The organism is Phenylobacterium sp., assembly GCF_037968635.1.
Classification (GTDB): Bacteria; Pseudomonadota; Alphaproteobacteria; order Caulobacterales; family Caulobacteraceae; genus Phenylobacterium.
Map to the genome: position 1 here is coordinate 1 of NZ_JBBKVV010000025.1, position 11,613 is coordinate 11,613.

Annotated in this window: 12 protein-coding genes; 5 read left to right on the forward strand and 7 right to left on the reverse strand. The window is 66.5% G+C overall.

Going from position 1 to position 11,613, the window contains the following annotated elements; translation table 11 throughout:
* The first annotated feature begins 165 nt into the window (after nucleotides 1-165).
* Together rpsD and AAC997_RS02805 are read left to right on the forward strand one after the other, a co-directional pair.
* On the forward strand, nucleotides 166-783 hold the full coding sequence (gene rpsD, locus AAC997_RS02800) for a 30S ribosomal protein S4 (protein WP_340644182.1): 618 nt from the start codon (nucleotides 166-168) through the stop codon (nucleotides 781-783).
* A gap of 85 nt (nucleotides 784-868) precedes the next feature.
* Entirely contained in the window at nucleotides 869-1,246 is a 378-nt protein-coding gene (locus AAC997_RS02805; RefSeq protein ID WP_340644183.1) for a hypothetical protein, read from the forward strand.
* A gap of 165 nt (nucleotides 1,247-1,411) precedes the next feature.
* Here the strand turns inward: AAC997_RS02805 and AAC997_RS02810 are convergent, their stop codons facing one another.
* A complete protein-coding gene (locus AAC997_RS02810; protein ID WP_340644184.1) occupies nucleotides 1,412-1,831 on the reverse strand; it encodes a thioesterase family protein in 420 nt (139 codons plus the stop codon).
* A gap of 8 nt (nucleotides 1,832-1,839) precedes the next feature.
* Nucleotides 1,840-2,184: a Grx4 family monothiol glutaredoxin gene (grxD, locus tag AAC997_RS02815; RefSeq protein WP_304782194.1), complete on the reverse strand. Its 345-nt coding sequence runs from the start codon at nucleotides 2,182-2,184 to the stop codon at nucleotides 1,840-1,842.
* A gap of 196 nt (nucleotides 2,185-2,380) precedes the next feature.
* On the opposite strand from grxD, the gene AAC997_RS02820 reads away from it, so the two are divergent.
* Both AAC997_RS02820 and AAC997_RS02825 read left to right on the forward strand, forming a co-directional pair.
* On the forward strand, nucleotides 2,381-5,155 hold the full coding sequence (locus AAC997_RS02820; RefSeq protein WP_340644185.1) for a TonB-dependent receptor: 2,775 nt from the start codon (nucleotides 2,381-2,383) through the stop codon (nucleotides 5,153-5,155).
* A complete protein-coding gene (locus tag AAC997_RS02825) occupies nucleotides 5,152-6,159 on the forward strand; it encodes a hypothetical protein (protein WP_340644186.1) in 1,008 nt (335 codons plus the stop codon). Before AAC997_RS02820 ends, AAC997_RS02825 begins: the two co-directional genes overlap by 4 nt.
* Here AAC997_RS02825 and AAC997_RS02830 read toward each other — a convergent pair.
* The 5 genes from AAC997_RS02830 to AAC997_RS02850 form a co-directional block, all read right to left on the reverse strand.
* Complete coding sequence (locus tag AAC997_RS02830; protein ID WP_340644187.1) at nucleotides 6,146-6,982, reverse strand: class I SAM-dependent methyltransferase; 837 nt, start codon at nucleotides 6,980-6,982, stop codon at nucleotides 6,146-6,148. The genes AAC997_RS02825 and AAC997_RS02830 overlap by 14 nt on opposite strands.
* On the reverse strand, nucleotides 6,979-8,844 hold the full coding sequence (locus AAC997_RS02835; RefSeq protein WP_340644188.1) for a tripartite tricarboxylate transporter permease: 1,866 nt from the start codon (nucleotides 8,842-8,844) through the stop codon (nucleotides 6,979-6,981). Before AAC997_RS02835 ends, AAC997_RS02830 begins: the two co-directional genes overlap by 4 nt.
* On the reverse strand, nucleotides 8,844-9,797 hold the full coding sequence (locus AAC997_RS02840; protein ID WP_340644189.1) for a tripartite tricarboxylate transporter substrate-binding protein: 954 nt from the start codon (nucleotides 9,795-9,797) through the stop codon (nucleotides 8,844-8,846). Before AAC997_RS02840 ends, AAC997_RS02835 begins: the two co-directional genes overlap by 1 nt.
* Before the next feature lie 123 nt (nucleotides 9,798-9,920).
* Nucleotides 9,921-10,808 carry an aldo/keto reductase gene (locus tag AAC997_RS02845; RefSeq protein ID WP_340644190.1) on the reverse strand — a complete coding sequence of 296 codons (888 nt, stop codon included), beginning with the start codon at nucleotides 10,806-10,808 and terminating at the stop codon, nucleotides 9,921-9,923.
* Nucleotides 10,809-10,814: 6 nt separating this feature from the next.
* Nucleotides 10,815-11,048 carry a BolA family transcriptional regulator gene (locus tag AAC997_RS02850; RefSeq protein ID WP_340644191.1) on the reverse strand — a complete coding sequence of 78 codons (234 nt, stop codon included), beginning with the start codon at nucleotides 11,046-11,048 and terminating at the stop codon, nucleotides 10,815-10,817.
* A gap of 72 nt (nucleotides 11,049-11,120) precedes the next feature.
* On the opposite strand from AAC997_RS02850, the gene AAC997_RS02855 reads away from it, so the two are divergent.
* Nucleotides 11,121-11,613 (forward strand): hypothetical protein (locus AAC997_RS02855; RefSeq protein WP_340644192.1); only part of this gene is annotated, 493 nt, incomplete at its 3' end.

Genomic DNA, 11,613 nt, shown 5'->3' on the forward strand with positions numbered 1-11,613 from the left:
CAGCCGGATTGACTCAGCGCGCCCGTCGCATCATAAACCGCCCCTTCGCGCCGCCGGGTCACCCTGGCGGCTGCGGACACCTATGACGGGTGATCTGGTCGCCGCCGTTGAAATCGCACCTTCGCTTATGAAGGCGCCGGCCCGGATCGTGTTGAAAGAGCTACTATGTCCAAGCGGCATTCCGCGAAGTACAAACTCGACCGCCGGATGGGTGAAAACATCTGGGGCCGTCCGAAGTCCCCGGTGAACACCCGCCAGTACGGCCCCGGCCAGCACGGCCAGCGCCGCAAGCAGAAGGTCTCCGACTTCGGCCTGCAGCTGCGCGCCAAGCAGAAGCTGAAGGGCTTCTACGGCAACATCACCGAGAAGCAGTTCGTCCGCACCTACGAGGAAGCTGACCGCCGCAAGGGTAACACCTCGGAAAACCTGATTGGCCTGCTGGAATCGCGCCTGGACGCCATCGTCTACCGCGCCAAGTTCGTGCCGACCGTGTTCGCCGCCCGTCAGTTCGTGAACCACGGCCACGTGCTGGTGAACGGCAAGCGCGTCAACATCGCCTCCTACCGCGTGAAGCCGGGCGACATCGTCTCGGTCCGCGAGCGTTCCAAGAACATGGCGCTGGTCCTGGAAGCCATCCAGTCGGCCGAGCGTGACACGCCCGACTACATCGAGCTGGACACCAAGGCGATGACGGCGAAGTTCATCCGTCAGCCGGAGTTCAGCGAGGTTCCCTACGCTGTGAAGATGGAGCCGAACCTGGTCATCGAATTCTATTCGTCCTGATCGGTTTCTGACTTACCGAATTTGCGAAGGCCCCGGAGCGATCCGGGGCCTTTTGCTTTTGAGCGATCTGTGGCGGAGTAGGGCCATGCATCGTCGTCTTCTGTTGATCGGGGCCTTGAGCCTGCTCGCCGGCTGCGCCACCGCCGCCCCGCCCATTGTCGCGCCCGCGGGCTCGTCGCTGGGCGAACTGGAGCCGCTCTATTCGGCGAACGCCGGGCGGGAGGCGCTGACCATCCGGGTCTCCTCCAACGGCTGCACCCGGAAGGAGGACTTCGCCTTCTTCGTGGAGCGGAAGGGGGACGCCGTGACCCTGGCCTTTGGCCGCAAGCGCCTGGACCCTTGCAAGTCCTTCGCCATGGGCCACACCGACCTGACCTTCACCTATGCGGAGCTGGGCGTGGCGGGGCGCACCCCGCTGTTTCTGCTGAACCCGTTCTATCCGTGGACCGGGCCGGGGAGCTGAGGCGAGTCAAAGATGCTCCCTCTCTGGGGGAGCTGGCGCGAAGCGCCTGAGGGGGGCTTTGACTCTTGATTGGCTGAGAGTGGACTACGTCCATCCCCCTCCGTTTCGTCGCTACCCGACGATCCGCCTCCCCCACATCGCGCTGCGCGCTGGGGGAGGATCTGCTCAGACGAAGCGGTCGACGATGTCCTGGGGCACGCGCTTGGGGCGGCCGGTGACGGCGTCGATCAGGCACCAGACGGTGAGCGCCTGGGCGCACATGGCGCCGTCGGGGCCGTCGATCCGGACAAAGCGGTCGAAGCGGGGACCTTCCGGTTTCTTCGCCACCCATGTGCGGGCGCGCGCGGTCTCGCCCGGCAGCAGGGCGCGCCGATAGTCCACCTCATGACGCAGCACGATCCAGGCCCAGCGCGACTGATCCTGCGCCGGCTGGCGGGCGGCCCAATGGGCGGTGGCCATGTCCTGGATCCAGCGCAGATAGACCACGTTGTTCACGTGGCCATTGGCGTCGATGTCGGAGGCTTGTGGCGTGAAGGTCTGTTCGAAGACCTGCTGGCCCTCGGGCGGTTCGAGAACTTGCGCCACCGGGCGGATTAGGCCGCGAGCACGCCTTGTTCGATGAGCAGGGGCTTCAGTTCGCCCGACTGGAACATCTCCTTGACGATGTCGGCGCCGCCGACGAACTCGCCCTTCACATAGAGCTGCGGGATGGTCGGCCAGTCGCTGAAGGTCTTGATGCCGTCGCGCAGCGAGGCGTCCTGCAGGACGTTCACGCCCACGAAGTCGACGCCGAGATGGTCGAGCACCTGGACCACCAGGCCCGAGAAGCCGCACTGCGGGGATTCAGGCACGCCCTTCATGAACAGCACCACCGGATTGTCGGTGACCGTGCGGGTGATGAACTCGTGGACGGGATTGGCGGTGGCGGCGTCAGTCATGGGACGGATCTTTCGTCGGAACGTTCGCCTGAGAGCTAGGGAGGCGCGAGGCCCGGGTCAAGCTCTGACGCGCTTGGCCGCAGGCGCGATAGCCTGAACCCGCACCAAAAATAGTCACTTAAGATCACGTGGTGAAGCTTGTATTTCGGGCGCGGGCAGACCACTCCCGCCATTCCCCCAAGGAACAATCTACAAGATGCACAAACACATTCGCCGGCTTGGCCCCGGTGGGCTGGCGGCCTTGTCCATTGCCACGGGGGGTTTTACCGCGAGCCAGGCGCAGGCGCAGACCCGCGAGGTGGATGAACTCGTCGTCACCGGTTTCCGCGCCAGCCTGGCCAGCGCCATCGAGGTCAAGAAGAGGGAGACCGCCCTCGTCGATGTGATCAACGCGCAGGACATCGCCGACTTCCCTGACCTGAACCTGGCTGAGGCTTTGCAGCGCATTCCCGGCGTCGCCATCGACCGCGACGGCGGCGAGGGTCGCTCAATCACGGTGCGCGGTCTGTCGGGGGATTTCAGCCGCGTGCGTCTCAACGGCCTGGAAGCCCTGGCCACCACGGGCGGCAAGGACACGGCCGGCGGCGCGAACCGGGGCCGCAGTTTCGACTTCCAGGTCTTCGCCTCCGAACTCTTCAACCGGGTCACCGTGCGCAAGTCGCAGGCCGCCGAGGTTGAGGAGGGTTCACTGGGCGCCACCATCGATCTGGCCACCGCCCGGCCGTTCGACAATCCGGGCTTCCACGCCGCCGGTGGAATTCAGTACGGCTACAACGACCTGTCGCGGAAGGCTGACCCCAGGGCCACCGCCCTGATCTCCGACACCTGGTTGGACGGCAAGCTGGGCGCCCTGGTCTCCGTCGCCTACAGCGCCCGCAACATCCTGGAAGAGGGCGCCACCAGCGGCCGATGGGAGAACCCCTCGGTCCCCACCAATTCCGGCGGCTGTTTCCTGAATGCAGGCGCCTGCGACAGTCCGGCCGGCGTGTACAGCCCGGTCAACTCAGCCTGGCACGCCCGCATCCCGCGCTATGAGCGGTTCACCTACGACTGGAAGCGCTACGGCACGACGGCGGCGGTGCAGTTCGCGCCCACCGACGCCACGACCTTCACCTTCGACGCCATGTTCGCCCTCCATGACGGCGCCCGGAGCGAGGAATACCTAACCACCTACCTGACGCGCCTGGAGCAGACCACGGTCCGCAACCCGGTCTTCGGGCCTCAGAACCAACTGGTGAGCGCAACCTTCGACGACACCGATATCCGCAGCGAAGCCCGCCATGATGAACTCTCCAGCGAGTTCAGCCAGCTCTCCCTGCGGCTGAACCACGCGTTCAACAGCCGCTTCAAGATCAAGGCGATGATCGGCCAGTCACGGTCGATCCAGGACAACCCGGTCCAGACCACGGTCTCCTTTGATCGCTACAATCAGGATGGCTACAGCTACGACTTCTCGGCCAGCCAGACCTTGCCTGTTCTGAACTACAATTTTGATGTCACAGATCCGGCCAACTGGCAGTTCAGCTCCAGCGCCGCCCTGGGCTTTCCCTCCCTGCTGCGCCAAAGACCGAACAAGACCTCCAACCGCTTCAAGACCTTGGGTGTCGACGGCGAATTCAAGATCACGGGCGACCTGACCCTGAAGGGTGGCCTGCTGTTCAAGGATTACAGGTTCACCACAGCCGACTGGCGTCAGAACACCATCAACGGCCAGCAGGATGCGGCGGTCCCTTTGCCGGGCGTCAGCCTGGCTCAGATCAGCACCCTGGTCAGCGGTTTCGGGCGGGGCCTGGGCGCGCCGGCCGGAACCCCTACCGCCTGGCTGGCGCCGGACGTGGCCAAGATCGCAGCCCTCGTCGACCTCTACTGCAACTGCGTCAACGCCTATGGCGACTTCCGGGTGAGCTCAGACAACCAACGCGCCGCCAATCGGGACGTGGGCGAACGCGACCTGGGCCTCTATGTCCAGGCCGACTTCGCGACCTCGCTGTTCGATATGCCGCTGCGGGGCAATCTCGGGGTCCGTCGCGTGGCCACCACCAGCATCGCCCGCGGCTATGTGGGGAGCAACTATGTGGCGGTGGCGCGCAAGTATGACGACACCCTGCCCGCCCTGAACCTGGTGCTCGAACCGCGGGAGAATGTCCTCGTCCGCGTCGCCGCGGCGAAGGTGATGGCCCGGCCGCAACTGCCGGCCCTGACGCCGGGTGGCTCCATCAACAACACCGCCCACACCCTGACCATCGGCAATCCGTTGCTCGACCCGGTCCGGGCCAACACCTTCGACCTGAGCTTCGAATGGTATCCCGCCCGCGAGACCCAGTTCAGCGTCGGGTTCTTCTACAAGGACCTGCAGTCCTACATTCAGAGCTCGGCGGCCACGATGGCCTACAGCGCCACCGGCCTGCCGGTCAGCCTGCTGACCACCCGCAACAGCCCCGACACCATCTTCCTGGTGACCCAGTTGCTGAACACGGCCGGCGGCGAACTGAAGGGATATGAGATCAACCTGCAGGGGCCCTTCAGTTTCCTGCCGGCGCCCTTCGACCGGTTCGGCGCCATCGTGAACTACACCCACGCCGACTCCACCGTGACCTACATCACCGACTCCAAGCCCATCCCGGCGGCCACAACAGTCCTGCCTCTCGTGGGATTGTCGCCCCGCTCGTGGAACGCGACGCTCTACTATGAGGACGCCCGCCTCGACGCCCGGGTGTCGGCCTCCTATCGCGACGACTACCTGGCCGCGGTGCCGGGCGGCAACGGCAATGACGCGAGGGGCAAGAGCCGCACCTTGAACGTCGATTTCTCCTCCAGCTACAAGCTCAGCGAGCAACTCAGCCTCACCTTCGAGGCGATCAACCTGACCGACACGTTCGAAGAGCGCTGGATCTCAATCGAGCGTCGGAACTCAGAGGACTACACCCACACGGGGCGGCAGTTCTATCTGGGAGCGAGGTATCGCTTTTGAGCGACCATATCCCGCGCGTGGGGTTCATCGTCGGCAATGATTTCGATCGGATCATCCAGTTCGATCAGGCGGGGATTGTCAATGTAGAGGGCAACAACGACGCTGACCGGGTCCTGGCGCTTCTACCGGAGGGTGGGTTCAACAAGACCCGGATCCACCTCGCCCCAAGCTATTTCCGCAAGGCCCATCGGTGGGCCACATCGGGGATCGATATTCTCTGGAACATGGTCTCTGACGCCGACATGAACCCGGCGACCTTGGCGGTGGTGGACAAGTTCACGGCCGAGCTCGGCATTCCGGTCATCGACCCGGCTCGGGCGATCCTGCAGACCCGACGCCATCACATCGCTAGTCGGCTGGCGGGCCTCGACAATGTCCACATGCCCAAGACCCTGCTGCTGCGCAATCCGACCCTGGAGCGGGTGAAGCGACAGGTCGACCAGGTCGGCTTCCGCTTTCCCGCCATCCTGAGGCGGACGGGCAGCCATAACGGCCAGTTCATCGGGCTGTTCGATACGCCCGAGCAGATCGAGGGGATCTATGGAGATCGCCATCATGAGTACTACATGACCGAATTCGTCGATTATCGATGGGCCGACGGACTCTATCGGAAGGCACGATTTTTCTTCGTCGGGGATGAGATTGTCATCCGGCAGTTAATCATCGCACCGGAGTGGAACATCCACGGGCGGTCGGGGCGGTGGATGGCCAGTCAACCGGCCCTTGAGGCCGAGGGCGCCGCGATGCTGGCGGGGGGGGTGGCCGCCCTTCCGGATGTGACCAGGATCGCTCTGCGTTCGATCGCAGACAAGATCGGCCTCGACTATTTCGGTCTTGACGCCAGCCTTGACGCCGACGGACGCCTCACGATCTTCGAGGCGAACGCCACGATGAATTTCGTGCCGCGCAACGGGCAGATGCGCGCCCGCAGCTTGGCTTCCGTGCCGCCGATGGTCGCGAGTGTCCGGAAGCTGCTGCTGAGAAAGGTGTTCAGCGGGCGATGAAGAGGTAGCTCTCCTTGGCGCGGGCCTGGCCGACTGCCGTCTCGTGGGTTCGGTCCGCCATCTTGACGATTTCCATCACCTCAAAATCACCGAGCGTCAGCAGATCGGCGATCGCTTCGGGCGTCGCCAGATCCCAAGGCGGGGCCCTCCGCTTGACTGAATAGCGATGGATCAGGGCCTCGATCTCGGCCAGAGAAGCAGGCATCGGAATGCCTGACGATGCGACTCTGGAGAACGTTTGCTGCGCCCACGCCGCCTTCTCCTCGGCGGCGCTATCCCGAACGGCGGCCTGGAAGGTTCGGGCGACGAAGACCAGTCTACCGCGCGGAGCCAGGGCTCTGCGTAGACGCTTTAGCACCTCGATTCGCAATTCGGCGGGGACGTGGGGCAACATGGAATGGGAGACGATGACGTCCCAGGAATCAAGGTGGTCGAGCTCTGCCAGATCGACCTGCTGGGTTCGCACCGTCATGCCAGGATAGGGTTTGAGGTCACCGATCACGGACAGCGGCGTGGCGCAGAGGTCGGCGACCAGGATGTCCAGCGGTGTTCCGGCTGCGGTCCTGACCACGAAGTCCAAGATGCCGGGATCTGCCGAGCCCGCTACCAGGACACGGGCGCCTGGCGAAAGCGCCGCCGCCAGCCGAGGAGCCAGGTCCGTTTCGTCCGCCCCCAGACCACCGTGAAGGCCGGCGGCCCGAAGTATGCCCCAGGCCTGGTGATATCCGCCGCAATCCACGCAATGGCGTTCGCCGTGCCGCCAGGCCGCCTGGGCCAGACCCACCAGATCGTCTGGAGAGAGACGAGCGGCCTTGTTTGTCACGGTTGGAGCATCTCCAGGCCAAGAACGACGCCTGCGGTGAGGACCGCAGCGAGGGCGGCCTTCAGATAGCCTACGCGGGCCTTCAGCACCAAGGCGGAACACACCAGAGCGCCGGCCGCCAATGGCAGGCTGATGAGTCCTGCGACTCCCAGGGCGGCGGCGAACAGCGCCAGGGTCGGGCCGTCCGGCGTCTCGGCCCGGGGCGCGGCCTTCCAGTGGGGCCAGACGCGGGCGGCGGCGAGAGCGGCGGAGACCAGGCCAAGGCCTCCGGCCACATAGAGCATGCCGGCCGCTGTCGACGGCAGTGTTGTGGCCAGGCCTACGGCGAGGGCGCTCGCTCCTGCGGTCAGGACGATGGCCGCCGGTGTCAGGCGGGCCCCGGTCTCCCTTTCGGTCGGGCGACCTGGCCGGCGGCGAGTCCAGGCCGCCGCCAGGATGATAATCGCCGCGAGCCCGAGAATGATCAGGACGCCCGGCCGGGACAGCGCGTTCCAGCCATAAACCATGCTGGAGCGTACGAGACTCAGTTCCAGGCCGGGCGTGAGCACGAAACCGAGCAGCAGCGGGGCGCGTGCGACATTGGCGCCCTTCAGGAGCAGGCCCAGGGCGGAGAAGGCGACCAGTTGGATCAAGGCCGACATGCCCGGCTGGGTCAGGGCGGTGGCCGCCAAGGCCGCGGCCAGGGCCACCGGAACGACCTGATCGCGCCGGAGGCTGGCGAACCGCGCCATGGCAGGGGCCAAGGCCAGGCAGATCGGCACGGCCAACAGGTTGGACGCGATGTTGGACCAGCCAAGCAGAAAGACGAATTCCGGGGCCTTGGCCAGCATCCGCGGCCCTACTTCAATGCCGAGGGTCGCGAAGGCGGCCAGCAGGATGCCCATCCCCGAGGAGCCAGGAATACCCAGGAAGAGCGTCGGCGCCAGGGATCCGCCCTCCTTGGAGTTGTTGGCGGCTTCGGGCGCGATGACCCCGGCGATGGCGCCTTCGCCATAGGGAACCGGCGAGGTATGGGTCTGTCGCGCGTGGCCGTAGGCGATCCAGACGGCGGCGCTGGCGCCGAGACCTGGAACGAAGCCCACCACGACTCCGATGATCGAGCTGCGCAGCAGCAGCCAGCGATGCTCCACGACCTCAAGGCAGCCTCTAATCACGCCGCCCAGCTTGGCGACGGGCGCCGTCGAGGGCGCCACCGCCGCTTCTCGCACGCACAGTTCCGGAACCACGAATAGGCCGGTGACCAGGGCGGCGGCGTTTACGCCGTCCCACAGTCCCAGTTGGCCGAAGGTGAGGCGTGGCGTCCCGGAGAAGGGATCGAGCCCGACGCAGGCGATCAGGACGCCGAGGGCGACCGCCATGAGCCCTCCCGCCAGCCAGCCCCCGGAGAGGGCGGCGATGGACATCAGGCCCAAGGCTGAAAGGGCGGCGACCTCCGGGGCGCCGATGTGGCTGACGAGAGCCAGGGCCAGTGGCGCCGCCAGGAACAGGAAGAGAGCGCCCACTATGCCCCCAAAGGCCGAGGCCGAGAGGGTTGCGCCGATTGCTCGCGCGGCTTCGCCTCGTCGGGTCAGGGCATGACCGTCGATCGCGGTGGCCGCTTCACTGGACGAGGTCGGCGTACCCAGCAGAATGGCGGGGATGGCGCCCGAGGTGTGCACCACCGAGTGGAAGGCGATCAGGAACACCGCGCCGCCGCTCGGCCCAAATCCGATAGCTATCGGCGTGACCAGCATCAGGCCCGCGCGACCATTCACGCCCGGGGTGAGGCCGGCCAGCAGACCGGCTAGGGTTCCGGCCATCAGCCCCGCCAGCGCGATCGGTGAACCGAACAGTCCCACCAAGGCTTCAAGGACGGCCGGCATCAGGCGCCCGCAACCGCCATGGCGCGCCGCAGGGCCGGGCCGACCGGAGCCGAGGGGGCGAACAGGCGGCCCAGCGCCGCCTCCACGTCGGCCCCGGCCACCTGTTCAAGTGAGAAGCCTCGGGCGGTCGCGGCGGCTCGGAAGTCTGGATCGCCGGCGACCTTGTCGAGATTGGATCGCCACCTGGCCAGGATCGCCGGCGGCGTTCCCGGTGGCAGGGCGAATATCCGTCCAAGAGCAGCGGTGGCGGCGATGAGCGACAGGAGCGGCGCGGCGTCATCGCCCTTGGCCAGGCTGGCGAGACTAGGCGCTGGAGCCTCTGCGGGGTCGGTGAGCTCATTCAGACGAAGAATGACCCGCGATCCCGGCGTCTGCAGCAGCGGATCCAGGCTGGCCAGGTCGCCGATCACGCCATCGGCCTCGCCTGACAGCACGGCCAGGTTCCTCGCCCCACCGCTGTAACCGGGCACGGGTTTCAGCCGGGCGCCGGTCAGGTGGCTGACGATCCGCGGCTCGACATAGCTGGAGCCCGAGGTGTTGGAGGCCGCGAGGATCAACGGCTTGGGTCGAGCGAGAAGCTCTCCAAAATGGGTGACCCCGCTCTGCCGGTTCACCACCAGAACCCTGCGGTCTGCGCCGACGCCGCCCAGCCAGCGGAACTGCGCGAGATTGAGGGTCTCCTGGCTGCGCGCCAGCAAGTTTTCGTAGACCAGGGGCGTGGGCAGGAACGCTATCACTGAACCGTCTGTCGGCGCGCGGAGGAGCTCGCTGGCGGCCAGCCGCCCGCTCGCCCGGCCTTCGTTCTCGGGATGGATGGTCTGGCCGATGAGGCGCTGCAGGTGCTGCGCGAGTAGGCGGCTGAAGCCGTCGTTCCCGCCACCTGCCGCGGTGCCGATAATCAGGCGGACGGGCCTGGTCGCGCGGACGGGTGCGCAGGCGAGGACACCCGACACGGCCACTACGCCTAGGGCCGCGCGACGCGTGACCTTCGCGACAGGCCACGGGTCACGGGGCATGTGTCTCTCTTCCGCTGCAAAGCGGCATCATGCCCGTAAGTTGCGATTTTCGCGAGAGTTTTAGGCGCGCCGTTGCTCGTTGTTGTCGGCGCTGAAGCGGGCCATCTCGATCTGGGCGGCGACGCCGGTCGGCAGGTCCTTGTCGGTGATCAGGGCGAGACGTTCGATGGCCTCGCCGCGGAATTGCTCCACCTGGACCGAGGCGAAGGCGGGTTCGGTGAGCGCATAGGCCAGACAGACCTCTTCCGCCGACCAGCCGTGTGTCTGGTGCAGGAAGGCGTAGGTGCCGGCGCCGGCCAGGGGTTCGGCGCGCTTGAAGAGGCCGGTGCGGATCGACCCGCCGCCCACTGGCCGGCACAGGGCGGCCGGGAAGGGGTCGTAGGCGATCATGGTCATGTCGCGCGCCGAGGCGTCCTTGATCCGCCGCCGGGCCTTCCAGTCGGAGGTCAGGCTGAAGGGGGTGGCCAGGACGTCGAAGAGGCCGCTCTCGATGCAGGCGTCGATGCTGTCGCCGTCCCCCACCACGCCCATTTGGAGGACCAGGCCCGCGGCGCGCAGATCGGCGAGATAGCCGTGGGCGTCGGGCGCCAGGGTTTCGAAGGCCGCCTCGTCGAGCATCAGGACATCGAAATAGCCCGCGCCGGTCCTGGCCAGACCGCCTCGCACGCTGTTGGAGATGGCCTCGGCGGTCAGAACCTTGCGGGGATCGCCATGGATCCGCCAACCGATGGCGATCAGCCGCCGCTCCACCGCGCGCAGCGCCTCGCCGAAGCCCAGCGCCATGATCTCGGAGCCGGCGGTGATCTCGAAGCAATTGACGCCGCACTCCATGGCCGAGAAGGCCAGGGTCCGCCAGGCGTGGGGCGTCGTCATGTTGGGGGCTTCACGCAGCAGCAGGCTGATGGCCGAAACCGCCTTGCCGCTCGCGCCAAAGGGCCGGTAACGCATGGCGGCCTAGCCCGGAGCCTGGGTCTCGAGCGCGAGCGCATGCAGCTCACCGCCCATCTTGCCCTTCAGGGCGGCGTAGACGAGCTGGTGCTGCTTGACCCGCGAGAGGCCCAAAAAGGCCTTCGAGACGATCCGCGCGCGATAGTGGTCACCGTCGCCGGCCAGGTCCTCGACCTGGATCTCGGCGTCGGGGAAGCCCTCGCGCAGCGAGGCCTCCAGATCGGCGATGGGCATGGGCATGGGAATCGCGCCTCTCAGAACTTCGTTTCTGCGCTAGAAAGCTTAACAAGCCTTGGATTGGGGGTCTGTTTCATGCTGCGGATCGTCGCGGTCTTCTTCGCGGCCTTGAGCCTGTCGGCCTGCGCGGTGGTCAGTTCGGAACGCCCGCTGTTCTCCCCGGCCGATACGTCTGGCGCCCGGGTCCTCAAGCCCGGCCTCTGGGCGATGCCCGTGGGCGACTGCAAGTTCAGCCTGCGCGGCTCGGCTTTGAAGTGGCCCGAATGCGCCAATGGGGCCTATGTCAGCTCCTCAGCCCTGGTGGGCGGCAAGCGCGACGCTTCGGGCGCCTTTTCCGACGCCGTCAACTATCGGCTCGCGGCCGGCGACCCCGGCATCCTGCAGATCGAGGCGCCCGCTGACCGGGAACCTGGCGATCCGAAGGTGATCTATCTGGGCATACGGCCCCTGGCCGCTGACGGAGACGGACGGGTCACCAAGGCGCGGGTCTGGCTGGCCCTGTGCGCCAAGCCGCAGTCGGCGGATGGAGGAAACGGCGCCAGACCGGCCAAGCTGGCGCCCGGCCTTA